Source organism: Methylophilus sp. (assembly GCF_008015755.1).
GTDB lineage: Bacteria > Pseudomonadota > Gammaproteobacteria > Burkholderiales > Methylophilaceae > Methylophilus.
This window is the reverse complement of the sequence record NZ_SSGF01000016.1, coordinates 39,026-61,351: the sequence shown is the minus strand read 5'-3', so window position 1 is coordinate 61,351 and position 22,326 is coordinate 39,026. Positions and strand designations below refer to the sequence as shown.

24 protein-coding genes are annotated in these 22,326 nt (G+C 52.7%); 17 read left to right on the top strand and 7 right to left on the bottom strand.

Annotated elements, in window-relative coordinates:
* Window positions 1–25: 25 nt before the first annotated feature.
* The 4 genes from E6Q52_RS06930 (at window position 26) to E6Q52_RS06915 (ending at window position 4,254) form a co-directional block, all read left to right on the top strand.
* Complete coding sequence (locus E6Q52_RS06930) at window positions 26–970, top strand: YncE family protein (protein ID WP_292820298.1); 945 nt, start codon at window positions 26–28, stop codon at window positions 968–970.
* Window positions 971–1,152: 182 nt separating this feature from the next.
* Entirely contained in the window at window positions 1,153–2,115 is a 963-nt protein-coding gene (locus tag E6Q52_RS06925) for a beta-propeller fold lactonase family protein (protein WP_292820295.1), read from the top strand.
* A gap of 124 nt (window positions 2,116–2,239) precedes the next feature.
* Window positions 2,240–3,619 carry an ATP-binding protein gene (locus tag E6Q52_RS06920; RefSeq protein ID WP_292820292.1) on the top strand — a complete coding sequence of 460 codons (1,380 nt, stop codon included), beginning with the start codon at window positions 2,240–2,242 and terminating at the stop codon, window positions 3,617–3,619.
* Window positions 3,616–4,254 (top strand): response regulator transcription factor, encoded by a 639-nt coding sequence (locus E6Q52_RS06915; protein WP_292820289.1) that lies wholly within the window; start codon window positions 3,616–3,618, stop codon window positions 4,252–4,254. The genes E6Q52_RS06920 and E6Q52_RS06915 overlap by 4 nt, the downstream gene beginning before the upstream one ends.
* Before the next feature lie 18 nt (window positions 4,255–4,272).
* On the opposite strand, the gene E6Q52_RS06910 is transcribed toward E6Q52_RS06915, so the two are convergent.
* Window positions 4,273–5,169 carry a LysR family transcriptional regulator gene (locus tag E6Q52_RS06910; RefSeq protein ID WP_292820286.1) on the bottom strand — a complete coding sequence of 299 codons (897 nt, stop codon included), beginning with the start codon at window positions 5,167–5,169 and terminating at the stop codon, window positions 4,273–4,275.
* 110 nt (window positions 5,170–5,279) lie between these two features.
* On the opposite strand from E6Q52_RS06910, the gene E6Q52_RS06905 reads away from it, so the two are divergent.
* Together E6Q52_RS06905 and E6Q52_RS06900 are read left to right on the top strand one after the other, a co-directional pair.
* A complete protein-coding gene (locus tag E6Q52_RS06905) occupies window positions 5,280–5,966 on the top strand; it encodes a type 1 glutamine amidotransferase domain-containing protein (protein ID WP_292820283.1) in 687 nt (228 codons plus the stop codon).
* Window positions 5,967–6,144: 178 nt separating this feature from the next.
* Entirely contained in the window at window positions 6,145–7,011 is an 867-nt protein-coding gene (locus E6Q52_RS06900) for a DMT family transporter (RefSeq protein ID WP_292820280.1), read from the top strand.
* A gap of 13 nt (window positions 7,012–7,024) precedes the next feature.
* Here E6Q52_RS06900 and E6Q52_RS06895 read toward each other — a convergent pair whose 3' ends face one another.
* On the bottom strand, window positions 7,025–8,329 hold the full coding sequence (locus E6Q52_RS06895) for a Y-family DNA polymerase (RefSeq protein WP_292820277.1): 1,305 nt from the start codon (window positions 8,327–8,329) through the stop codon (window positions 7,025–7,027).
* Window positions 8,330–8,474: 145 nt separating this feature from the next.
* Between E6Q52_RS06895 and pqqA (E6Q52_RS06890) the strand changes: the two genes are divergently transcribed.
* Entirely contained in the window at window positions 8,475–8,546 is a 72-nt protein-coding gene (gene pqqA, locus E6Q52_RS06890) for a pyrroloquinoline quinone precursor peptide PqqA (RefSeq protein ID WP_081624291.1), read from the top strand.
* Between the two features lie 56 nt (window positions 8,547–8,602).
* Here pqqA (E6Q52_RS06890) and E6Q52_RS06885 read toward each other — a convergent pair whose 3' ends face one another.
* Window positions 8,603–9,220, bottom strand: a complete 618-nt coding sequence (locus E6Q52_RS06885) for a LexA family transcriptional regulator (RefSeq protein WP_292820274.1) — start codon at window positions 9,218–9,220, stop codon at window positions 8,603–8,605.
* Window positions 9,221–9,314: 94 nt separating this feature from the next.
* Here E6Q52_RS06885 and E6Q52_RS06880 point away from each other — a divergent pair, with 94 nt between their 5' ends.
* Complete coding sequence (locus E6Q52_RS06880; RefSeq protein ID WP_292820271.1) at window positions 9,315–10,130, top strand: sulfite exporter TauE/SafE family protein; 816 nt, start codon at window positions 9,315–9,317, stop codon at window positions 10,128–10,130.
* A gap of 94 nt (window positions 10,131–10,224) precedes the next feature.
* Here E6Q52_RS06880 and pqqA (E6Q52_RS06875) read toward each other — a convergent pair whose 3' ends face one another.
* Window positions 10,225–10,296 carry a pyrroloquinoline quinone precursor peptide PqqA gene (gene pqqA / locus E6Q52_RS06875; protein ID WP_081624291.1) on the bottom strand — a complete coding sequence of 24 codons (72 nt, stop codon included), beginning with the start codon at window positions 10,294–10,296 and terminating at the stop codon, window positions 10,225–10,227.
* Between the two features lie 211 nt (window positions 10,297–10,507).
* Here pqqA (E6Q52_RS06875) and E6Q52_RS06870 point away from each other — a divergent pair, with 211 nt between their 5' ends.
* The 5 genes from E6Q52_RS06870 (at window position 10,508) to E6Q52_RS06850 (ending at window position 15,394) form a co-directional block, all read left to right on the top strand.
* Window positions 10,508–11,182: a YoaK family protein gene (locus tag E6Q52_RS06870; protein WP_292820268.1), complete on the top strand. Its 675-nt coding sequence runs from the start codon at window positions 10,508–10,510 to the stop codon at window positions 11,180–11,182.
* A 78-nt stretch (window positions 11,183–11,260) separates the two neighbouring features.
* A complete protein-coding gene (locus tag E6Q52_RS06865) occupies window positions 11,261–12,892 on the top strand; it encodes an alpha-D-glucose phosphate-specific phosphoglucomutase (protein WP_292820265.1) in 1,632 nt (543 codons plus the stop codon).
* A gap of 33 nt (window positions 12,893–12,925) precedes the next feature.
* Window positions 12,926–14,479 (top strand): M48 family metalloprotease, encoded by a 1,554-nt coding sequence (locus E6Q52_RS06860; RefSeq protein ID WP_292820358.1) that lies wholly within the window; start codon window positions 12,926–12,928, stop codon window positions 14,477–14,479.
* Window positions 14,480–14,503: 24 nt separating this feature from the next.
* Window positions 14,504–14,866 carry an antibiotic biosynthesis monooxygenase gene (locus tag E6Q52_RS06855; protein ID WP_292820262.1) on the top strand — a complete coding sequence of 121 codons (363 nt, stop codon included), beginning with the start codon at window positions 14,504–14,506 and terminating at the stop codon, window positions 14,864–14,866.
* An 84-nt stretch (window positions 14,867–14,950) separates the two neighbouring features.
* A complete protein-coding gene (locus E6Q52_RS06850; RefSeq protein ID WP_292820259.1) occupies window positions 14,951–15,394 on the top strand; it encodes a hypothetical protein in 444 nt (147 codons plus the stop codon).
* Window positions 15,395–15,430: 36 nt separating this feature from the next.
* Here the strand turns inward: E6Q52_RS06850 and E6Q52_RS06845 are convergent, their stop codons facing one another.
* From E6Q52_RS06845 to iscX, 3 genes are read right to left on the bottom strand one after another with little or no spacing between them, the layout of a single operon-like run.
* Entirely contained in the window at window positions 15,431–15,937 is a 507-nt protein-coding gene (locus E6Q52_RS06845) for a retropepsin-like aspartic protease (protein WP_292820256.1), read from the bottom strand.
* Between the two features lie 11 nt (window positions 15,938–15,948).
* Complete coding sequence (locus E6Q52_RS06840; protein WP_292820253.1) at window positions 15,949–17,355, bottom strand: phosphomannomutase/phosphoglucomutase; 1,407 nt, start codon at window positions 17,353–17,355, stop codon at window positions 15,949–15,951.
* Window positions 17,356–17,550, bottom strand: a complete 195-nt coding sequence (gene iscX / locus E6Q52_RS06835; protein WP_292820251.1) for a Fe-S cluster assembly protein IscX — start codon at window positions 17,548–17,550, stop codon at window positions 17,356–17,358. It abuts the gene before it with no gap.
* Window positions 17,551–17,692: 142 nt separating this feature from the next.
* On the opposite strand from iscX, the gene E6Q52_RS06830 reads away from it, so the two are divergent.
* From E6Q52_RS06830 to E6Q52_RS06815, 4 genes are all read left to right on the top strand, one after another.
* A complete protein-coding gene (locus E6Q52_RS06830; RefSeq protein ID WP_292820248.1) occupies window positions 17,693–19,753 on the top strand; it encodes an AsmA family protein in 2,061 nt (686 codons plus the stop codon).
* A gap of 436 nt (window positions 19,754–20,189) precedes the next feature.
* Window positions 20,190–21,437 (top strand): serine hydroxymethyltransferase, encoded by a 1,248-nt coding sequence (glyA, locus tag E6Q52_RS06825; RefSeq protein WP_292820245.1) that lies wholly within the window; start codon window positions 20,190–20,192, stop codon window positions 21,435–21,437.
* A 21-nt stretch (window positions 21,438–21,458) separates the two neighbouring features.
* Window positions 21,459–21,923, top strand: a complete 465-nt coding sequence (gene nrdR, locus E6Q52_RS06820; RefSeq protein ID WP_292820242.1) for a transcriptional regulator NrdR — start codon at window positions 21,459–21,461, stop codon at window positions 21,921–21,923.
* 18 nt (window positions 21,924–21,941) lie between these two features.
* Window positions 21,942–22,319 carry a hypothetical protein gene (locus E6Q52_RS06815; RefSeq protein WP_292820239.1) on the top strand — a complete coding sequence of 126 codons (378 nt, stop codon included), beginning with the start codon at window positions 21,942–21,944 and terminating at the stop codon, window positions 22,317–22,319.
* Window positions 22,320–22,326: the final 7 nt, after the last annotated feature.

Below are 22,326 nucleotides of genomic sequence, written 5' to 3'. Positions count from 1 at the left end.
GAGTGCCGTTTTGAGGCTGTTAAAGATGGCGTCGGCCTTAGGGTGGTTGAGTGTTGCCATATGTGTGCAGGCCGCAGAATTCGCTTATATCACTAACCAGGGTGAGCATACGGTATCGGTCGTCGATCTGCAGCAGCACACAGTGCTGAGTACTGTGGCCGTCGGCAAGGCGCCGGTCGGCGTGGCTGTCGATCATCATCAGCACAAGGTGTATGTGAGTAATGTTGAAGGCCGTTCGCTGTCTGTGATTGAGATGTCCAGCCAGCAGGTGATGCGCACCATGGCGTTACCGATCGCCCCTGTGGGCCTTGCCGTGAGTCATACCGGTCAGCATCTATACGTGGCTGACTGGTATCACGATCATTTGCTGGTGCTGGCTGCCGATAGTGGGCAAGTGTTAGCCAACATACAGGTCGGGCAAGCGCCGGGCGGCTTGCAGCTGGGTCTGGATGGCAGCACCTTGTATGTTGCCAACCGCGACAGCAATGATGTGAGTGTGATTGATACCCGTATCAACAAAGAGCGCTTGCGCATCAAGGTGGGTCAGCATCCGTTTGGCTTGTATTTAAGTGCCGATGGCCAGCAGCTCTTTGTGGTCAATGTGTACGCAAATACGGTCAGCGTGATTGAGACGCGCAGCCATCAGGTGGTGGCGACACTTGCAGTGGGCGAGCACCCATATTGCGTGGCGGTAGACCCGCGTGGGCAGCGCCTGTTTGTGACCAACACCGGCGACGATAGCGTGAGTGTGATTGACCTCGCGACGCGCCAAACCATACGCAAGATTCGGGTGCCGGGCACGCCGGAAGGCATTGCTTTTGATGCGGAGCACGAGCAAGTGTTAGTGGCGAGCTGGATGGAAAACGTGATTGCGGTGATTGACAGTGAGCGTCTGGTGCTGAAAAAAACCATTGCCGTTGGTGCACAACCGCGCGCGTTTGGTCAATTTATCGGCTCGCGCTTGCCATGATGGCCGCGTCGGGAATTTATCCTAACAAAATCAGGAAGGCTGCCACTATGGCGGTGGCCGTTTGATGTTTTAAGATGCAACTGTCAATTTAAATTGCTGATTTTAATTGATTTGCATAAAGTATATCTCCATGTTCGGGCCAGTTGTTGCAGCAACTGGTCGATTTTTTTAAAGGACACTCTATGCAACACACCCTGCAACCGCTGCTTTTCGCCGTCGCGTTGGCCGCGACCTCTTTCTCTGCTTATTCCCAACCTTACGCGTATGTGCCCAACGAAAAAGATGGCACAGTCTCCGTCATTGATACGGCGACCGATGCCGTCGTCAACCGCCTGCCAGCCAAGGGTAGGTTAGGTAAAAAAATTCAGGCGGCAGCCATACACCCAAGCAATCAAAAGCTGTATGTGGTGGTGCGTGATAAAAATGCCGTGGCCGTGATCGATACCCAGCAAGGCAAGCAAGTCGCTTTGATCAAGGTCGGCGACGAACCCGAGGGTATCGATATTTCACCGGATGGTAAATGGCTGGCCGCCTGTCTGGAAGAAGAGAACGCCGTCGCGCTGGTGGATTTACAGACCAACAAAGTTAAATACACCGTCAACACCCAGGGCAGAAACCCCGAGCATTGTGTGTTTTCGCCCGACCAGCAATGGTTATTGGCCAGCAATGAAGAAAGCAATGATGTGGATGTCATTGATCTGAATACGCGCAAGTCTGCGCATCTGATCGCAGCAACCAAACACCCGCGCGGCATCGGTTTTAGCCCGGATGGCAAATGGGCCTACGTCGCCAACGAAGCCGCCAGTGTGCTTGAAATTGTCTCCACCGCCGATTGGAAAGTGCAGGCCAATATCAAGGTCGGCTTGCGTTCTAATGGTGTCAAAGTGAATGCTGATGGCAGCCGCATTTATGTGAGTAATGGCGGCGACCACAATATCAGCGTCATCGACACGGTCAGCCGCCAGGTGATTGCAACAGTTGCTGTCGGCCAGCGCCCCTGGAACATGGCACTGACGCCAGATGGCAAAAAACTCTATGTCGCCAATGGCCGCAGCAATAGCGTGTCGGTGATTGATACGCAGACCAATACAACACTCAAAGATATCGCCGTTGGCAGCTTGCCTTGGGGGGTAGTCATTCGCTAGTCGGCCGCTGACGACGTCACTTAGAAGTAGTCCGCCTATAATGTGGGGTCCCTGCGGAGCAGGGAGGTGAATCGGGAAAAATTCCCGACAGTTTTTGGCCAATCGACTTTAAAATCCCCACAGCATGATGAAATCTCTCAGTCTTCAGTTCAAACTCAATCTGATCATCACCTTGTTATTGCTTGGGTTGTTACTGACCTGGGCGGTGTCGGTGGTGAAAAACGCACGTGAAGACGTGTTGGCCGAGGTGGATTCCAGTACCAATCTGGTCATGCATTTGCTGGATGCCGAAATCGCGCATTACATGACGGATTTTGGCTGGTTAAATCATCAAGAAGACGGCCAAACCAATATTTTTCGGCTGGATGAGTTAACCAATATCCGCCACTTGAAGGTGGATTTTTTTGATATGAATGGCCGGTTGCGCGAGTCTAACCGCACCACGCGCATGGCGCATGCAGGCGAAGACCCGCCGACATGGTTTGTGCGCCTGCTGGATATTTCCAGTGTGCTCAATGAACCCAAACGCAAAAATATTATCCTCAACGGGCGCTTTATTGGCGAGCTGGTGATTACGCCTGACCCCAGTTTTGAGTTGCGCGAAATCTGGGATGACACCTCTGGCTTGCTGGCGATTGTTGGCTTGTTTGGCCTCAGCGTGTTGCTGTTTGTGTATTGGACGGTGCGCGCGACCTTTAAGCCGGTGAAGCAGATTATTCATGGTCTGAACCAGATTGAGCGTGGGGAATATCAAAGCCGTCTGCCCGGATTTGAGCAAATTGAACTGAGTGAAATCAGCGACAAATTTAACAGCATGGCCAGTACGCTGGAGCAAAGCATACGCAACAACCACCGTTTAACGCAGCAGATTATTCATTTGCAAGAAGAAGAGCGTAAAAAACTGGCGCGTGACCTGCATGATGAAATTGGCCAGTATCTGACGGCGGTGCATGTGGATGCGAGTGCGCTGGTGGCGGCGAAAAAACTCAGTGTGGCGCGTGAAAGCGCGCAGGCGATTGCGCAGATTACGCGGCAGATGATGGTGACGATTCAGGATATTCTGGCACGTCTGCGCCCGCGCGTACTGGATGAGTTAGGGCTAAGCCTCGCACTGGCCGAGCTGATTCATCACTGGCGCGACCGTCATCGCGGCATCATGGTGGTCAATGCCATTTCCAACCATCTGGCGCAACCCGATGAAGCCATCTCGGTGACGGTCTACCGGATTTTGCAGGAGTGCCTGACCAATATCAGCAAGCATGCGGCGGCTACTCGCGTGACCATAGAGGTGACGGAAGACGCGCAAGGCCTGTATTTGATGATAGAGGATGACGGGCGCGGCTTTGATACCAGTGTGCAAAGCCGTGGTTATGGCCTGGCGGGTATGCAAGAGCGCGTGGAAGGTTTAATGGGCAATATGAATATTATCAGCGCGCCCGGACAGGGCACCCGCATTGAGGTTCGTTTTCATACAACAGAAGCATTTCAGGAAGCAGTGACATGACAGTCAAAGTAGTGTTGGTGGATGATCACACCGTGGTGCGTTCAGGGTTACGTCGCCTGCTAGAGAGCCATAAATCGATTGAAATCGTGGCCGAGGCCGATACTGGTGAAGCGGCTTATCAGGTTTATGGCGAAATATTGCCCGATGTAATGCTGATGGATATTTCCATGCCTGGCATGGGGGGGCTGGAGGCCGCCAAACGCATTTTGCAACGCTATCCGCAAGCCAGAATCGTGATTTTCTCCATGCATGAGGCGGTGTCGTTTGCGGCGCAAGCACTTAAAACCGGCGTCAAAGGCTATGTGACTAAAACTGGTGTGGCAGAGGATTTGGTGCAAGCGGTGTTGGATGTGTCTAAAGGCCGCACCTTTTTAAGTCAGGATGTGGCACAAAAAGTGGCTTTGCAAACCTTGATTGGCGAAAGCAATCCCTTGCAGCAACTCACCTCACGCGAGTTTGAGGTGTTTAGGCTGCTGGCTGAAGGCAAGCGCGTGGAAGAGGTCGCTGACATGCTCAAAATTAGCCAGAAAACGGTGGCTAATTATTACACGCTGATCAAGCAGAAGTTATCGGTCAACAGCCCGGTGGAAATGGTGCGGCTGGCGATGAAGCATGGCTTGATTGATGCTGGCTAGGGCCTGCCTGGATATTGTCTAGAGCGTACGCGCCACTTCTTCAATTAATGCGCGTAGCCAGCGGTGCGCCGGGTCATGCCGGTATCTGACATGCCAGGCCATATCCACGGGAAACGTGCCGAGGTCGACTGGGGTGGGCAGGATTTTTAAGCGTGCATCATTGGCCAGGCGGCGACAAATCTGAATCGGCAGCGTGGTGCAATAATCGGTGACGGCAATCACCTCTGGCACCGAGAGAAAATGCGTCACCGACACCGCCACTTCACGTTTTAACCCCTGTCGGTCCAGCGCCTGAAACAGCCCGGCGCGCATACGGCCGGGCGGCAATACATTCACATGTTTTAGCTGCTCATATTGTGCTTTGCTGATCTCATCACCGATGGTTGGATGATCGGCGCGCACCACACACGCCAGCCTGTCATCCATCAGGTGCTGCACAATCAGGTTATCCGGCGGGTCGACAAAGCGCCCCATGACCAGCGCGGTGCTACCAGCGCTAACGCCGGTTTCAGCCAGGTCGTTACCATAAGGAATAATGCGCAGCTTGATGCCTGGTGCCAATAGCCGCAGTTTTGCAACCACCGCCGGAATCAGCACATATTCGACATAACTATTGGGGGCAATGGTAAACAGCAGGTTGGCATGGGTCGGGTCAAAGGCCTGCTGCTCCAGCACGATTTCGTCCAGTTGGCCGATCGCGCCCATAATCACCGGCGCTAATGCCTCCGCCTTTTGTGTCGGTTGCATCCCATAACGCTCACGAATAAACAGCGGGTCTTGCAGACTCTCCCGCAATCGGTTCAATGCATTTGACAGCGCTGGCTGTGTAATGCCAAGACGGTCGGCCGCGCGCGTCACGCTGCGCTCTTCCATCAGCGCAATAAATACTCTTAGCAGATTCAGGTCGTAACGCATTTAGTTATTCATATTGAAAATATCTTAAATATACATAATAAATTTAAAAAATGGAATCAAAGCGTTCATGATGGCTACACCAAATCACTTAATTCTAAAGGAGCGTTGAAATGAATATTCTGATAGTACTGACCTCGCATGACACCTTGGGCAACACTGGCCTCAAAACCGGTTTTTGGCTGGAAGAGCTGGCGGCACCTTATTACGCGTTTAAGGCTGCCGGTGCGCAGTTAACACTGGCGTCACCTCTAGGCGGGCAGCCGCCACTGGATCCGAAAAGTAATGACCCTGCTTTTCAAACCGCAGACACCAAACGCTTTGAAGCCGATGCAGAGGCAGGCAAAGCCTTGGCAAACACCGTGCCATTACACACGGTGTCACATGAGCCGTTTGATGCGGTCTTTTACCCAGGTGGCCATGGTCCGTTGTGGGATCTGGCAGAGGATAAACACTCCATGACCTTGATCGAGTCGACATTGCAGGCAGGCAAACCCGTTGCGCTGGTCTGTCATGCGCCAGGGGTTTTGCGTCATGTCACACAGCCAGATGGCCGCCCGTTAGTGGCGGGCAAAAAAGTCACTGGCTTCACTAATACTGAAGAAGCGGCGGTTGAGTTGACCAATGTGGTGCCTTTTTTGGTCGAAGATATGCTGGTGAATCATGGTGGGCACTATTCAAAAGGGCCTGATTGGCAGCCGTATGTGGTTGAAGATGGCTTGTTGATTACCGGCCAAAATCCAGCCTCATCGGCTTTGGCGGCAACGGCGCTGATCCAGTTGTTGCAGACACAAGGGTAATTATCAGTGTTTGTAAGTGCATGGTTGCGTGTGCCAACGCAAGCGTACGCAGCGTGCACGTCATCGCCTGTTTAAGTGCCAAAAGAATTGACGGCTGCCGTACGCGCAGGCTATAACGCCTGCTGATGTTACTTGAGAGAGATTGACTGACTATATTGAGCAGTCATAGAGAACCCCAATGAATTACTTTAAAACTTATTGGATGGCCACCATGGCTGCTATTTTCTGGGGCGCCAATTTCAACCTGGCGCGCCCGGTCATTGCTGAAATGGGCCCTTATGTGGCAGGTGCCAGCCGCTACGTGCTGGCTGCCGCTGTGATGCTGTTGATTGCACAAACCAGAAGAGAGACCGTGCCTCTCCAGCATTGGAAAGCATATTTGACGCTGGGCGTGGTGGGCGTGTTTGGCTTTAACCTGTTTTTCTTTCTGGGCATGGAAACGTCTTCTGCCATCAATGGCGCGCTGATTATGGCCTTGAATCCGTTGTTAACCGCTGTGCTGGGCTATGTGATTCTGCGTGACAAACCCAGCAAGCAGCAGTGGATCGCTTTCCCGGTAGGCATTGCCGGTGTGGCGATTGTGGTGTTGGGCGCGGGTGCGCAACTGAAGATTGCGCTTGGCGACGTTTACATCCTGATTGCCTCGCTCAATTGGGCGCTATATAACGTGCTGGTTAAAAAAATGATGCCAAACAAGGTAAGTGGCATTGCCAACACGGCGGGCATCATGACGGTAGGCGCGCTGGCGTTGACCATCGCTGCCATCATGCATGGCGATCATGTTGTGATGCCGACCATCCATGCCGGGTCTGCTTTATTGATGATGTCGCTAGGCGGTGGGGTGTTGGCTTATCTATTCTGGAATGCTAGCATCTCCAACCTGGGGCCCTCAAAAGCGGCGATTTTTATGAACCTGGTGCCGGTAACGACCATGGTGATTGCGGCGTTTGAGCATGTGCCGCCTAACCATGCGCAGTTGCTCGGGGCCATGCTGGTGATCAGCGCGGTGACCTTTAGCTCGGTGTCGTTGTCCAAAAAAGGTTAACGCCAGCCTCGGCTTAGTCAACCGCTAACAGCGCATCCCAGCAGGTGGTATAAGCCGGGCTTTTATGTGCCTGTTTCATACGCCAGGGCTGCTGGCGTTGTACACCTTCGCTGGCCAGTTTGAGTGTGGCCCGGCCCATTTTATGGTTGATGGTGTCCAACGCATGCATCAAGCGGCCTGCTTTTTCGTGCGACACATCAGTGTGGAACAAGTCCTGTTGCTGCGCCTCCACTGTCACCAGTTCACCGAGCGAGACGCCTGCTTTCATATAATCGTAACCCGGGCGGTAAATCTGTCGCAGCGCTGTCAGGGCGGCCTGCACCAACTTTAAGGTATCGTTGGTGGGCGTATGCAGCGGCAGACGCAAGTGATTGTCGTATTGCCGGTGGGCCTCACGAAACGGGCTGGTGCGGATGTAGACGTAAATGCTGCCAGCATACAATTGACGCTTGCGCAGCTTTTCGCCTGCACGCGTGGTGTATAGCGTGACGGCTTCTTCCAAGCTTTGCAGGTCGCGCACCGCCTGGCCAAAGCTGCGCGTACTCAAAATCTGCTGTTGCGGGCCGCGTACTTGCTCTAGCGACAGGCAGGCAGTGCCGTTGAGTTCACGTATGGTTTTCTCCATCACCACGTTAAATGCTTTGCGCATGGTCGCCGCATCGCTCATCTTGAGGTCATAGGCGCTATGAATGCCTGCCGCATGCAACTGCTTGTTCAAATTCCGGCCGATGCCCCAGACATGGCTGACGTCGATGTTGCGCAACGTGTCGTCCAGAGCGGCAGGCAACAGCGTATTGAAATGACAGACGCCATTGAGGGCGGCTTGTTGTTTGGCGCAATGGTTAGCCAGTTTTGCCAGGGTTTTGCTGCTGGCAATCCCAACGCAGACTGGCAAGCCAGTGGCTTGTAGCACCGTTTGCCTGAGTTGTTGCGCATAAGCCGTCAAGTCACGTATGGAAAACGCACTAAGGTCGAGAAACGACTCGTCAATCGAGTACACCTCTTGTGACGGGCTAAATTGCCGCAACACCGACATCACGCGGTTGCTCATGTCCGCGTACAAGGCATAATTCGAGGAGTAGGCAATCACCCCCTCTTGCTCGGCATACTTGCGCACTTTGAACCACGGCGCGCCCATAGCGATGTCCAGTGCCTTGGCTTCTGCACTGCGCGAGATAATGCAGCCGTCGTTATTACTGAGCACCACCACTGGGCGCCCGCGCAGTTTGGGGTTAAACACACGCTCGCAGCTGACGTAAAAATTATTCACATCGACCAGTGCGATCGCCGTGATGGCTGCTTGATAAGAGGCTGGCATATTCATTTGTATGAGGGGTGTTTCATGAAATTCCCTAAACACTGTTCATGATCCGCAATAGCAGGATTGTTGGGGCTTGGGCCGATAATACTTTCACACGAGCCAGACATGGGGTCGGTTCGGGAAATCAAACAAGGAGATCATTATGTGGACTAAACCAGCTGCTACCGAAATGCGTTTCGGTTTCGAAGTCACCATGTACGTGATGAACAAATAATTCATTTGCGTTCAGACAGCCCGGTTGTCCATCATGCATGGGCACCGGGTTTTTGTTTATCTAAAGCGCCTGAACGAGCCGATCACCACGCCCCACACTTCAAACTGCATGGGTGGCTGAATCAGGAGTGGCGCATAGCGGCCAGATGCGTTTGCAGGCATCAACTTTGGCGTGCCATCTGCTTGTTTGGCCAGCGTTTTAATGGTGAATTCACCATCTATCATCGCCAGCACAATATCACCGATCACTGCTGATTTTCCTCGATCTACCACCGCCTTGTCTCCCGGCATTAATCCCACTTCTATCATCGACTCACCTTGTATGGTGACAAAAAACGTTGAATCTGCCTGGTCAATCAAATAGGTAGTCGGATCCAAGCGCAGTTCAACATGATCATCGGCCGGAGAGGGAAACCCCGCCGGTACTTTTGATTGATAGAGCGGCAACGCGATCGCTTGTATTGGGTGTTCGAGCTGTGTAAAGGCGTGCGGGCTATCCAGCTGTTTGCGCTGTTGCTGCTGTCGGGCATAACGGCTAAGCTGTTGACTGAGTGCCGCTTTTTGGCTGACAGGCACGCGCATGACGGTGGTGGCTTCCTGATATACACCAGAGCCCGATTTGCGGCCTGCGCCCAACCGTTTGCCGCCTGCTTTTTTGGTTTGATGGTCATTCATTTGATTATTGTAACAAAAATCATAAATATAAAAAGCAGAGAAAGCGCCTGCATTCAGCAGGTATACTGTTGCGCTTTTAACGGATGAGTGTCGCATGGACTGGATACAACTATTTTTTGAGCAGTATGCGTTGTTCTGCCTGATTGGCGTGGTGGTCGGCGTGCTGTCTGGCTTGCTGGGCATAGGCGGCGGCATTGTGCTGGTGCCCATGTTGCATGCCATATTGGTGGCCAAGGGCTTCTCGGCCGATGCCGCCTTTCATATGGCACTGGCCACCTCGATGGCCTGCATCGTCTTTACTTCACTGTCCAGCATACTGGCGCATCATAAAAATCAGAATATCGTCTGGCCCTATGTCTGGGCCATGGTGCCGATGGCGTTTATTGGTTCGCTATTGGCAACCTTGGTGGCGATTCACCTCGATGCGTTTTATTTAACGCTGTTTTTTGCCAGCTTTACTTTTTTTGCTGCCATACAGTTGTTTTTGGACCGCAAACCGACGCAGCACAAAGTGCCCGGCAAGGTCGAGATCAGCCTGGTGTCGTTGTTGATCGGTGTGATTTCTGCGCTGGTGTCGATCGGGGGCGGTACGCTGACGGTGCCTTACCTGGCCATGCGCAATGTGTCGGTGAAGCAGGCGATCGGGACGTCAGCCGTATTGGGTTTTCCGATTGCGCTGGCGAGCACGGTGAGTTATCTACAAGATGCCGTGCGCCAAACGGCACATGCACCAGATTCGTTCGGCTTGCTCTATTTGCCCGCCATTATGCTGATTACCCCGCTCAGCGTGTTATTTGCCCCCGCTGGCGTGGCGCTGACCAAACGTTTGCCGGTCAAGGTGTTAAAGCGCATTTTTGCCGTCTTTTTGATGGGCGTGAGCCTCAACTTGCTGTGGTCACAGCTGTCTTAAACTCACTGCCGCAGGCAATAAAAAAACCGCCGTATACCGGCGGTTTTTTGTTCAACCTAACTTGCTTATCTTAATGACTTAAGACAAAGGCTGATTACTTGTTCATCACGTACATGGTTACTTCAAAGCCAAAACGCATTTCAGTAGCAGCTGGTTTAGTCCACATAATCATCTCCTTGAGTTATTTAATTAAGAACATCATGTTTGATGTGCTTGTATGACTCTCACTATACGCCGGTGTTTCAACACCACCCTGAAGCGAATCCGTAAAAGTGGCTCATGATTTTACGTAGTTTTGCGTCGCGTGATTTTTGTTGTCCTGCTGCGCTGGCAGCGTAAAATGCATACAACAACAAGTTGAAAAACGAGGGTATGACATGATGCAGCGTTTGCCGCGCTGGGTGGAGCTGGGCGGATGTTTACTGGCCATGAATGCGGGCTTTGTGAATGCTGTCGGCGTGCTGGGTTTTCGTCATCAGGCCGTGTCGCATCTGACCGGCATTTCTACTTTTTTCTCGATTGAAATCATGCAAGGGGATATCTTGCAAGTGCTGCATCTGCTCTGTGTGATGCTCTTTTTTGTGCTGGGCGCCATCATCAGTGGCATGGTCATCGGCCACGAGGCACTCAAGCTGGGCAGACAATATCACCTGGCATTATGGATAGAAGCAGGCTTGCTCACAGCGGCGGTGTTGTTACTTAATCAGGGCTGGCTCAGCGGCCAGTGGCTGGCTTCTGCCGCGTGTGGATTGCAAAATGCGATGACCAGCACCTTTAGCGGGGCAGTGGTGCGCACGACACATGTGTCTGGATTATTCACCGATATTGGCATTGCTTTCGGTCTGCGTTTACGTGGTCAAGCCGTCGATAGGCGACGGTTAACCCTGTATTTAATCCTGATTGGCGGTTTTGTGACTGGCGGCGTGCTTGGCGCTTATGCGTTTACGCAGCAGCAATTCAACGCCTTGTGGTGGCCGGTGTGTCATCTTGTCGGCTTGTCGGTGTTGTATTTTGGCATTGGCCGTCGCGCGCGACAAAGCATGGATGTTTGAGCCTCTATCACACAAAACTGTCACCGATTTGTAATACAATCAAGTTTAGAGTTTTTAACATTTCAAGAAGCCAAGGCTATGTCGATTCAAACTATCGCAACTCATCCTTTTTCTGATCAAAAACCAGGCACATCTGGCCTGCGTAAAAAAGTACGCGTATTCCAGCAAGCCCATTACCTGCAAAACTTTGTGCAGAGTATTTTTGACACGCTGGAGATTCCGGCCAATGCGACACTGACCTTGGGCGGGGATGGACGCTTTTTTAATAAAGAGGCGATCCAGGTCATTATCAAAATGGCGGCGGCCAATGGGTTTGCCAAGGTGCTGGTTGGCCAACACGGTATTTTGTCGACACCGGCTGCGTCTCATATCATCCGTAAATACCAGACTTTTGGCGGCATTATTCTCTCGGCCAGCCATAACCCGGCTGGGCCTGACGATGATTTTGGCATCAAATACAACACCAGCAACGGTGGCCCGGCACCCGAAAAAATCACCGATGCCATTTTTGCCAATAGCAAAAACATCACCCAATACACACTGGCTGATTTACCTGAAGTGGATTTGTCCAGCATAGGGGTGACCACGCTGGATGGGTTTGAAATTGAAGTCATTGACTCGGTGGCTGACTACGCTGCGCTCATGCAAAGCATGTTTGACTTTGCCGCGATTAAACGCTGGCTGGCTGCGGGCCACCGGTTGCAGTTTGATGCCATGCACGCCGTCACCGGGCCGTATGCCAAAGTGATTTTGGGTGAGCAGTTGGGCGCCCCGGCCAGCTGCCTGATGAACTGCGAGGTTTCTGAAACCTTTGGTGGCGGTCATCCCGACCCTAATCTGACCTATGCCGAAGAGCTGGTCAAGATTGCCTACGGCACGCAAGCGCCCGATTTCTCCGCTGCGTCTGATGGTGATGGCGATCGCAACATGATTTTGGGCAATCACTTTTTTGTCACGCCTTCTGATAGCCTGGCGCTGATCGCGGCCAATGCCAAACTGATTCCGGCCTATGCACAAGGCTTGGCTGGTGTGGCGCGCTCGATGCCAACCAGCGGCGCGGTTGACCGCGTGGCGGCCAAACTGGGCATAGATTGCTACGAAACACCCACCGGCTGGAAGTTTTTTGGCAACCTGATGGACGCTGGCCGTGTCACCTTGTGTGGCGAAGAAAGCTTTGGCACCGGCAGTGACCACGTACGTGAAAAAGACGGCTTGTGGGCAGTGTTGTGCTGGCTCAATCTGCTGGCGGTGACTGGCGAGAGCGTTGAGTCTTTGGTGCGTAAACACTGGCAAATTTATGGCCGCAATGTCTATTCGCGCCATGATTACGAAGGCGTGCCCACCGAGCAGGCCAATGCTGTCATTGCCCATATCAAGGCGCAATTTTCCAGCCTGCCAGGACAAGTGTTTGGCAGTTACACCGTGAAAACAGTCGATGATTTTAGCTATACAGATCCTGTTGATGGCTCCGTAAGTACCGGCCAGGGGTTGCGTATCTTGTTCGCTTGCGGCTCGCGGGTGGTGATTCGTTTATCCGGCACCGGCACTGAAGGCGCGACTATTCGCGTCTACCTCGAAGCGTTTACTGAAGATGCCGCGCAACAGCAGCTGGATGCACAAGAGGCGTTGGCAGAACTGATTACTGTGTCACACCAGATTTCACAATTGCCGCAGCTCACCGGCAGGCAGCAGCCAACGGTGATTACTTAGTAATTATCGCCACAGGGAAATGGCTGCATGACCATGATAAAAAAAAGTATTCTCTGCCCGATGGTGTTGTCTGCAGGCTTGCTGGCCTGCGGCGTCAACCCGGTGACCAAAGAGCGTGAGTTCCAGTTTGTCTCGCAAGACAAAGAGATCCAACTCGGCCAGCAAAACTACAGTCCGGCGCGCCAATCGCAAGGGGGGGATTACACCTTGGATGCAGAACTCACTCGCTACGTGCAACAAGTGGGGCAAAAACTGGCAGCGGTCTCTGATCGCCCGGATCTGCCCTATGAGTTTGTAGTGCTCAATGACTCTGTGCCCAATGCCTGGGCGATGCCGGGCGGCAAAATCGCTTTTAACCGTGGCCTGTTATATGAGTTGCACAGTGAGGCGGAGCTGGCGGCTGTGCTAGGGCATGAAATTGTGCATGCGGCGGCGCGTCATGGTGCCAAAGGGATGGAGCGTGGCATGTTTATGCAAGGCGCCATGCTAGCGGTGGGCCTCGCGACGCGTGACTCTAATTATGCCAACTTGGTGGTCGGTGGCGCGCAATTGGGCGGGCAGTTAATCACCAGCAAATATGGCCGGGATGCCGAATCAGAGTCGGACCACTATGGCATGAAGTACATGAAACTGGCTGGCTATGACCCGGCTGCGGCTGTGACCTTGCAAGAGACGTTTGTGCGTTTGAGTGAGGGCAAGCGGCAAGATTTTATTTCTGGCCTGTTTGCCAGCCACCCGCCGTCACAAGAACGTGTAGAAGACAACAAAAAAACGCTGGCAGAATTAGGTGCTGGCGGTGACATGGGCAAAGATGTTTATGCGCAAAAAGTCGCCAAACTCATGGCGACGCGCGAAGCGTATAAAGCCTATGACGAAGGCAAAGCCGCCTTGCAAAAAGGCGATGCAGAAAAAGCCAAAACCCTGGCCAAAAAAGCCATCAGTATCGAGCCGCACGAAGCGCGTTTTCAGGAGTTGTTGGGGGATATTGCGCTGACCAAAAAGAACACCACTGAGGCGCTGGCGTTTTACGATAAGGCGATTCAAATGCAGCCTGACTATTTCAAGCCTTATGTCCAAAGCGGGATTGCGCTGTTTAACGATGGCAAAAAAGAGCAGGCTGAGCCTTTCTTGAAAAAAGCCAATGCCTTGCTGCCAACGGCGCCTGGCTATGCTTTGCTTGGCCAGATTGCCGAAGGCCGCGGTGAAACCTCACTGGCTTTACAGCACTACCAACTCGCAGCCAGCTCAGATTCTGAAATCGGTAAAGAAGCCGCTGGCCGTGCCATGCGCATCGATTTGCCACGCAACCCCGCGCGTTATTTGCCGTCAGGCCCGCTGGCGGATAACACCGGCATGGTGTATGCCGCGGTGCAGAACAATAGCAGCGTACCAGTTGGCCGCGTGCAGGTGCGTATGTTGCAATACGATAACCGCGGACGTTTGGTCGACCAGACGCGATCCATGCTGATTACCGGCGGTATCGCACCGGGTAAACGCGGCTCGGTGGCGACTGGCGTGCGTATCCAGGACCAGGCGGCATTGCAATTCTTCCGCGTCGTGGTCGAAGGCGCCGAGCTGGCAAAGTAATTGATTAAACAAAGATAGTTAGTGATGGCTACCCAAGATACCTGCTGTTCCGTTTCCCCCTACTTTGAGATTCACCCAGGCAAAGCCGCTGCTTTTCGGGCTATCTGCGAGAAGTATGTGGCATGGTCAGCACGCGAGTCTGGCTGTTTGTATTATGGCTTTAGCTTTGATGGTGACCTCGCGCATTGCCGCGAAGGCTTTGAAAATGCCGCGGCCTTGTTAGCACATCTTGAAAACCTGCGCCCGATTTTGCATGAGATGGGCGAAGTGTCTCAGATGGTGCGCATTGAGGTGCATGGGCCTGAGGCTGAATTAGCCACATTGCGTGCACCCCTGGCCGGGCTGAACCCGCAGTGGTTTGTGCTGGAATATGGCGTCAGAAAGTAGTGCATGGCGTTGCTGCTAAAAATCTGCTAATGTCACGCCGGATTGGATTAAACAATCTTTACTTAATAATTTGAAAGAATAACAATGAATATCAAAAGAAGAGTTGCCAGCGCCCTGTTAGTGGCGTTAGCGATGACTGCGGCTGGTTGCTCAACCATGCAAGATGTGGTTAAAGTGAAACAAAGCGGTGCTGAAGGCACCACCAAAAACTATGCCGTGACAGAAGCGCAAGCTTGGGAAATCGCAAAAACCGTCTTCAGATGGGAAGGCGCTGACGCGATTGAAGAGCATAGAGACCAGCACTATATGCTCACCAGCAGTGGCGTGAATCTGGTGTCATGGGGCGCGGTGATGGGTGCCTGGGTAGAACCGGTGAAAGATGACGACACGAAAGTGACTGTGGTGACCAAGCGCCGTGTGACAGTGAATGTCGCCACAACCTTAACTGAAACGACATTCCATAAACGGTTTGCGCAAGCGGTGGCCCTTGTCAAACAAGGTAAGCCATTACCTGCTGAGGCACCATAATCGCTGGCGCGTGGGCAAACCGCTTGCTCACGCGTATTACTCACCATCCCGTATGGTCATCACACCACGATACAAGCGTACATCCATTCGGCCTAAAAAGCTCATGCCAAGCAAGGCATCACCTTCCAGCCCCGGCGAAATCGTCGCGGCGACATCATGCGCAACCACTCCGCCCAATTGCACGGTTTTTAAACGCACCAGGTAAGACACGGCATTGCCGTTAGCGGTGTGCGTGTTAATCGCATCGCGGCTGGCCAGGCCTAAACGGTCAGCAACACTTTGTGAAATGGCCACGCCGGTGGCGCCGGTGTCTACCAGCACGCGTACGCGTTCGCCGTTAATCAGCGCCTCGGCACTGTAGTGGCCATCTGGCCCGCGCTTGAGGCTGACCACTTGTTGCTGGCCGATTTGTTCTAGGGTGTTGGGGTGTTGCACGCGGTCGACTAGCAACCAGACCAATGCAGCAAGGCCCAGCCAGATCACGGTGTAGAGCAGGCCGCGCCCGCGCGAGTAGAGTCTTTGAGTAGCATGTCCCATGCTCATTCAATGGTGGCTTAAAACGGAAATTTCAAGTCTGGATTGGCGTGGCGGATGACTTGTTTAAACGCCAGTTGAATGCGGCCTAATGCCGCCTCGCTCTCTGCTTCAAAGCGCAGCGTGAGGACTGGCGTGGTGTTTGAGGCGCGAATCAGGCCAAAGCCATCAGCATATTCCACACGCAAGCCATCAATCGTGATGACTTCAAGGGCATCTGCAAATTGTGCCGATTGTTGCAGCGTGGCGATCAAGGCGTGCGGTTCGCCTTCTTGCATGGCAATCTGTAATTCGGGGGTGTTGAGGCTGTCGGGCAAGGCTTCGAGCACTGCGCTGGCATTGGGGCTGTGGCTGACGATTTCTAGCAGGCGTGCTGCGCTATACAGGCCATCATCAAAGCCAAACCAGCGGGGCTTACCTTGCCTGGCATCGTTAAAAAACAGGTGGCCGGAGAGCTCGCCACCGATGGCGGCACCGGTTTCTTTGATTTTGGCTTTCATTAATGAGTGGCCGGTTTTCCAGATCACTGGTTTGCCGCCGTGCTCACGGATAAACGGTGATAAATGGCGTGTCGACTTCACGTCAAACACTACCTTGCTGCCTGGCTGTTTTTGCAGCACGTCTTCTACAAATAGCATCAGTTGGCGGTCACTGCGGATAATCTGGCCGGACTTAGTGACCACACCCAAACGATCGCCATCGCCATCAAAGGCAATGCCTATTTCGGCTTCACCGGTCTGTAATGTGTGTATCACATCTTGCAGGTTTTTCGCATCGACCGGGTCTGGATGGTGGTTGGGGAAGTGTCCATCTACCTCACAAAACAAAGGTTCAACCTCGCAGCCCAATGCTTTAAACAGGGCTGGTGCATAAGCGCCAGCGACACCGTTGCCACAATCCATCACCACCCGCATCGGGCGTGCCAGTTGAATGTCAGAAATAATGGCCGCCTGATAAGCTGGATATATCTCGTAGAACGATTGCTTGCCGGGTTGTGCAGGTTGTGCAAATTGTTGCTGGGTGATGCGTTGTTTGAGTGCCTGTATGGCCTCACTGCTGAGGGTTTCACCCGCAATCACCATTTTGAGGCCATTGTAGGCTGGTGGATTATGGCTGCCGGTCATCATGACGCCACTGCTGGTTTCTGTGAGGTAGTGCGCTGCAAAATACAGCATGGGGGTGGTGACCATGCCCAAGGCAATCACATTGGTGCCGGTGTCTACGATGCCGGTCGTCAGTGCCGCGGCCAGGGTGGGGCTGGATAAGCGGCCGTCATAGCCGACACACAGGCTGTGTTCGCCACGTTCTTGCGCCAGGGAGCCTAGCGCCAGGCCGATCTGATAAACAATGTCTTCTGTCAGCGTCTCGCCGACGATACCGCGAATATCGTAGGCTTTAAAAATGGACGCTGGCAGAAAAGTAGTCATTTACTCGGCTTCTTCTATCCAGGCCAGTTGAATGGCCTCTAGGATTTTTTCGCCGCAATGAGAAGGCTCGTCGTCAAAGCCATCCAGGTCCATGACCCATTGCATCAGGTCGGTAAAACGGATGGTTTTCGGGTCAACGTCGGGCAATTTATCATACAGGTCTTCAGCGATACGCTGGCTGTCAGTCCATTTCATTACAATCGGCTCCATGTGCAAATGAGGGTGTTAAAGCGCATTATAACTGAGAGTGCTTATCGGATTTGACAGAATCGGCCTACAGGTGTGTCAGTCAGGCAGGACTAGCCAAGCCCGTCCATCATTGTCATCATGACAAGCTATGAATGAGAACGACATCACCACAAAAAAAACCATACCGATGAGCAACTGGATTACGGGCACTGTGTTGGCTCTTGTGCTGGCGGTGATTGCCTGTGAAATCGCCGGTTGGCCGTTTTTGCGGCAGCCCTTGCAACAATTGCTGCAGGATAAATTACACCGCACTGTCGAGATCGAGCGCCCATTTCGCTTGCAGTTGCTGGGCGCCATTCACCTGCAAGTGGGTGGATTGAAATTGTCGGCACCAGAAGGCTTTGACGCGGCTTATTTTATTGATGCACATGGCCTGGATCTGGCACTGCGTTACCGTGATCTATGGTCGCTCAAAGAAAACGACCCTTATCGCATTGCCGCGATTCGCGCGGATCAGCTCAATGCCTACCTGCTGCGCCGCGCAGACCAGCATGCAACTTGGCAGTTTGAACTGGATGATAGCAGTCCGCCACGGCCGTTTCCGCTGATCGAACAATTGGCTGTGAATCAGGGCCAGGCCAAAGTCACCGACGCTGTCACTGACGCCCAACTGGCACTGACTTTTTTTACCGAAGAAGGGGCGCATCTGGCCACGCCGGAATCGCGGTTGAAGATTCATGGTCAGTTTCGCAAGCGCCCGCTACAGGGCGAGTTGGTTACGCAAGGCTTTTTGCCGGTGGCGACCCAGGGTAGCCAGTCGCCACCGATTAACTCTCAGGGTTGGTTGAAGTATGGCGCGGTCAACGCGCAATTTCGGGGGGAAGTCTATGACTTGTTTGGCACGCAACGCGTGAAAGGCAAGGTGGATGTGAAAGGCACATCGCTGGCAGACGTCGGCGATTTGCTGGACCTGACCTTACCACGTACTGCCGCCTTTAAAGTCAGTGCCGAGATTGAAAAAGGCATTGATCAGTGGCAGGTGAATATTCCTTCTGCCCATATTGGGCGTAGCCGGTTATCCGGGCAGTTTGTGTATGACTTTGCCCCCGAAACGCCCATGCTGCGTGGCAAGCTACAAGGTGCGTTGCTGATGCTGGCCGATTTAGCGCCCGCGTTTGGTGCAAGCCAGGGGAGTTCTGCCGCCAAAGCGCATCCCGGTAAGCTGTTCCCTGACGAATCGTTGGATTTTAGTACCTATGGGCGTATGAATGCCGATATTGATGTGCATCTGGATGCGGTGGATTTAGGCAATGCCTTTAAGCAGCGTATTGCACCTTTAAAGCTGCGCTTAACCCTGAATAAACACAAACTAAGCCTGGCTGAACTCGAAGCCAGTACCGCACAAGGCACGCTCACCGGTGCTTTGAGTATTGATGCTCATGACGCCACTAATACTGACTTATCCCCGCCACCTGCGCCTGAGTGGGATATTCAATTGGCAGTGCGCGATATTCGCCTGGAGCAATGGCTAAAGGTGACACCAGAGAATAAGGTGGCTGATGACAAAGTCTCGCCAACCAAACCTTCTTCAGCCAAGCCTGCGTCAACCAGTCAGGCGCCAGCGTATATTTCAGGCAAGTTAAACGGCAAAGCCAGCTTGCAAGGGCGCGGACGCTCTACGGCGGCGTTACTTAAATCACTGGATGGCCAGTTGGCGCTGATGGTGCGCCAGGGTGAAATTTCGCATCTGCTGGTCGAGGCTGCAGGCCTGGATATTGCGCAAGCTATTGGCGTGCTGATGAAAGGTGATCAAGCCCTGCCTATGCAATGTGCGGCCATGGGCTGGCATGCCAAGCAAGGCGTGCTGACGCCAGAGGCAGCCTTGATTGATACGCCAGTCACCACTGTGAATGTGCAAGGCGAGATCAATCTGGGGCAGGAATTGCTTAACCTCAAATTGCAAGCCAGCCCCAAAAACTTCTCCCCTTTTACCGTGCGTTCTCCCATCCTGGTCACCGGCCCGTTTGTGGATCCCAAGGTGTCGCTGAGCCCCGGCCCGATTGCCGCGCGCCTGGCTGGTGGGGTGTTGCTGGCATTAATTAATCCTTTTGCGGCGATTTTGCCTTTTCTTGACCCTGGCAGTGCCTCAGAGGTGACGGATGAAGGTTGTCAGCAGACGCTGCAACAATTAAAAGCGCGTAAACACTAATGGCCTGTGTTGGATTATGGCAAAAAAAGAACCCAACCGAAGTTGGGTTTAGGGAGCGATTTTGGAGATATACGCTTACGGCTACTACTAAGCATAAGCTGTGCCAGCTTTTATAATTACATTTAAATCAATAAGATAGCTTGTTTTATGGATTTATTGCCTGTTGCTGAGACAGCAACTGTTTGATGCCTTGCACTAATTTGGTGCAAGGCGTGCAATGCTGGCGCACTTATGACAACGCTCTTTCAGGTTTTAACTAGCTCTCAGGTGGCCAGTATCTTTACGATTGCAGCGATCTTCCATACATTGTCATTTTCCGCGCTTGCTTGCCCCAAAAAAGCAGGCATCTTGCGCTGACGCATGCGATAGGTGCATGCCATGGTCGCCTCATGGTAAAATTACACTTTATTGTTATTGATACGGAAACTTGATCGTCATGTTTAGCTTTTCAAGAAACTTAAGCGTTGCAGACCCAGCTTTGGCCACCATGATTTCTGCCGAAGTCGAACGTCAACATCAGCATATTGAGCTGATTGCCTCAGAAAACTACACCAGCCCAGCGGTGATGGAAGCACAAGGCTCGCAGCTGACTAACAAGTATGCGGAAGGTTATCCAGGCAAGCGTTTTTACGGCGGCTGTGAGTTTGTTGACCAAGTGGAGCAATTGGCGATTGATCGCCTGAAGGCACTGTATGGCGCGGAGTATGCCAACGTGCAACCGCACTCTGGGTCACAAGCCAACCAGGCGGTATATTTCTCTATTTTAAAACCAGGCGATACCATCATGGGCATGAACCTGGGCCACGGCGGTCATTTGACGCATGGCTCCCCGGCCAACCTGTCCGGCAAGTTGTTCAATATTGTGCCTTATGGCTTGAACGACAAAGAGGAAATTGACTACGACGAGATGGAGCGTATTGCCATTGAGTGCAAACCAAAATTGCTGATTGGTGGTGCGTCTGCTTACGCCCTGCGTTTTGACTGGGCACGGATGGCTGAGATCGCTAAAAAAGTCGGTGCTTATTTTATGGTCGACATGGCGCACTATTCTGGCCTGATCGCCGGTGGTGTTTACCCTAATCCAGTGCCACACGCTGACTTCGTCACTTCTACCACGCACAAAACCTTGCGTGGCCCACGTGGCGGTATCATCATGGCTAAAGCAGAGTTTGAAAAATCCATCAACTCTAACGTGTTCCCAAGCTTGCAAGGTGGTCCATTGATGCATGTCATCGCCGGTAAAGCCACGGCTTTTCTCGAAGCAGCCCAGCCTGAGTTCAAGGTGTATCAAGAACAAGTGTTGAAAAACGCTAGCGTGATGGCCAATACACTGGCGGCACGCGGCTTGCGCATTATCTCTGGCCGTACTGAGTCACACGTATTTTTGGTTGATCTACGGCCTAAAGGCTTGACTGGTAAAGCGGCTGATGCTTTCCTCGGCCAAGCGCACATTACTGTCAACAAAAACGCGATTCCTAACGACCCTGAGAGCCCATTCGTGACTTCCGGTATCCGTATCGGTTCGCCAGCGATTACCACCCGTGGCTTTAAAGAAGCCGAGGCCGAGCAAGTGGCTAACCTGATCGCCGACGTGCTGGATAACCCGGAAAATGCAGAAGTCATTGCAGCGGTAAAAGCCAAAGTACACGCATTAACTGACAAATTCCCAGTCTACGGCAAATAATTTCTCCGGCCAGTTTTAGCCATGAAATGTCCTTTTTGCGGTGCTGACGATACGCAGGTGGTGGATTCCCGACTCAATGAGGAGGGCAACTCCATCCGCAGGCGTCGTCGTTGCCAGGTCTGCGATAAGCGCTTTACTACCTATGAAACGGCAGAGTTGCATCTGCCGCAGGTGGTCAAGCAAAACGGCAACCGCGAAGAGTTCAAGCGTGAAAAGTTGCGCGTGTCATTTACGCGCGCGTTACACAAGCGCCCGGTGCCGACCGAGTATGTCGATAAGGCCATGGACCGTATTATTCAAAAAGTGCTTGGTTTGGGCGTGCGAGAAGTGCCTGCGCGATTGCTGGGTGAAACCGTGATGCAAGAGCTCAAACAAATGGATCAGGTGGCGTATATCCGTTTTGCTTCGGTGTATCGTAGCTTTTCAGATGTCGATGATTTTCATAATGCTATTCGTGACCTGGATGTGACCGATAGCGATAATTAGTCCGAAAGGCGAGGGTGCATGAAACTGATCAAGCTGTCTGCAATTGCGTTAGCGGTATTCACTGTCATCCTCACCATTGTGTTTTTTACCTGGTGGGCGTTTAAAGACCAGGCGGTGTTTGGCGGAGACAAATTTGACCAGGCGCGCTGGATGTCCCTCGCCAACACGGTGCAAACAGAGTGTCGTCGCGGTGACATGGCCTACGACCTAAAAAATCATATCCTCATCCGTGGTGCTAAAAAAGAAGCGGTGATGGCCTTGCTGGGTCGCCCCAGTTTAGAGGACGCCAACGCGCTGGAGTACGACCTTGGTAAGTGCATGCATGTTTACCATGCCTTGCGCATTTATTTTGACCAGGATGGTCGTTTAACCCATAGCCAGATTTCTTCGCACTAAACCTTTG

What these genes read in the sequence shown, in the direction of transcription:
- E6Q52_RS06930 (WP_292820298.1), top strand. Translation starts at nt 26, where the DNA reads ATGGCGTCGGCCTTAGGGTGGTTGAGTGTTGCCATATGTGTGCAGGCC.
- E6Q52_RS06925 (WP_292820295.1), top strand. Translation starts at nt 1,153, where the DNA reads ATGCAACACACCCTGCAACCGCTGCTTTTCGCCGTCGCGTTGGCCGCG.
- E6Q52_RS06920 (WP_292820292.1), top strand. Translation starts at nt 2,240, where the DNA reads ATGATGAAATCTCTCAGTCTTCAGTTCAAACTCAATCTGATCATCACC.
- E6Q52_RS06915 (WP_292820289.1), top strand. Translation starts at nt 3,616, where the DNA reads ATGACAGTCAAAGTAGTGTTGGTGGATGATCACACCGTGGTGCGTTCA.
- E6Q52_RS06910 (WP_292820286.1), bottom strand. Translation starts at nt 5,169, where the DNA reads ATGCGTTACGACCTGAATCTGCTAAGAGTATTTATTGCGCTGATGGAA.
- E6Q52_RS06905 (WP_292820283.1), top strand. Translation starts at nt 5,280, where the DNA reads ATGAATATTCTGATAGTACTGACCTCGCATGACACCTTGGGCAACACT.
- E6Q52_RS06900 (WP_292820280.1), top strand. Translation starts at nt 6,145, where the DNA reads ATGAATTACTTTAAAACTTATTGGATGGCCACCATGGCTGCTATTTTC.
- E6Q52_RS06895 (WP_292820277.1), bottom strand. Translation starts at nt 8,329, where the DNA reads ATGCCAGCCTCTTATCAAGCAGCCATCACGGCGATCGCACTGGTCGAT.
- E6Q52_RS06885 (WP_292820274.1), bottom strand. Translation starts at nt 9,220, where the DNA reads ATGAATGACCATCAAACCAAAAAAGCAGGCGGCAAACGGTTGGGCGCA.
- E6Q52_RS06880 (WP_292820271.1), top strand. Translation starts at nt 9,315, where the DNA reads ATGGACTGGATACAACTATTTTTTGAGCAGTATGCGTTGTTCTGCCTG.
- E6Q52_RS06870 (WP_292820268.1), top strand. Translation starts at nt 10,508, where the DNA reads ATGATGCAGCGTTTGCCGCGCTGGGTGGAGCTGGGCGGATGTTTACTG.
- E6Q52_RS06865 (WP_292820265.1), top strand. Translation starts at nt 11,261, where the DNA reads ATGTCGATTCAAACTATCGCAACTCATCCTTTTTCTGATCAAAAACCA.
- E6Q52_RS06860 (WP_292820358.1), top strand. Translation starts at nt 12,926, where the DNA reads ATGATAAAAAAAAGTATTCTCTGCCCGATGGTGTTGTCTGCAGGCTTG.
- E6Q52_RS06855 (WP_292820262.1), top strand. Translation starts at nt 14,504, where the DNA reads ATGGCTACCCAAGATACCTGCTGTTCCGTTTCCCCCTACTTTGAGATT.
- E6Q52_RS06850 (WP_292820259.1), top strand. Translation starts at nt 14,951, where the DNA reads ATGAATATCAAAAGAAGAGTTGCCAGCGCCCTGTTAGTGGCGTTAGCG.
- E6Q52_RS06845 (WP_292820256.1), bottom strand. Translation starts at nt 15,937, where the DNA reads ATGAGCATGGGACATGCTACTCAAAGACTCTACTCGCGCGGGCGCGGC.
- E6Q52_RS06840 (WP_292820253.1), bottom strand. Translation starts at nt 17,355, where the DNA reads ATGACTACTTTTCTGCCAGCGTCCATTTTTAAAGCCTACGATATTCGC.
- iscX (WP_292820251.1), bottom strand. Translation starts at nt 17,550, where the DNA reads ATGAAATGGACTGACAGCCAGCGTATCGCTGAAGACCTGTATGATAAA.
- E6Q52_RS06830 (WP_292820248.1), top strand. Translation starts at nt 17,693, where the DNA reads ATGAATGAGAACGACATCACCACAAAAAAAACCATACCGATGAGCAAC.
- glyA (WP_292820245.1), top strand. Translation starts at nt 20,190, where the DNA reads ATGTTTAGCTTTTCAAGAAACTTAAGCGTTGCAGACCCAGCTTTGGCC.
- nrdR (WP_292820242.1), top strand. Translation starts at nt 21,459, where the DNA reads ATGAAATGTCCTTTTTGCGGTGCTGACGATACGCAGGTGGTGGATTCC.
- E6Q52_RS06815 (WP_292820239.1), top strand. Translation starts at nt 21,942, where the DNA reads ATGAAACTGATCAAGCTGTCTGCAATTGCGTTAGCGGTATTCACTGTC.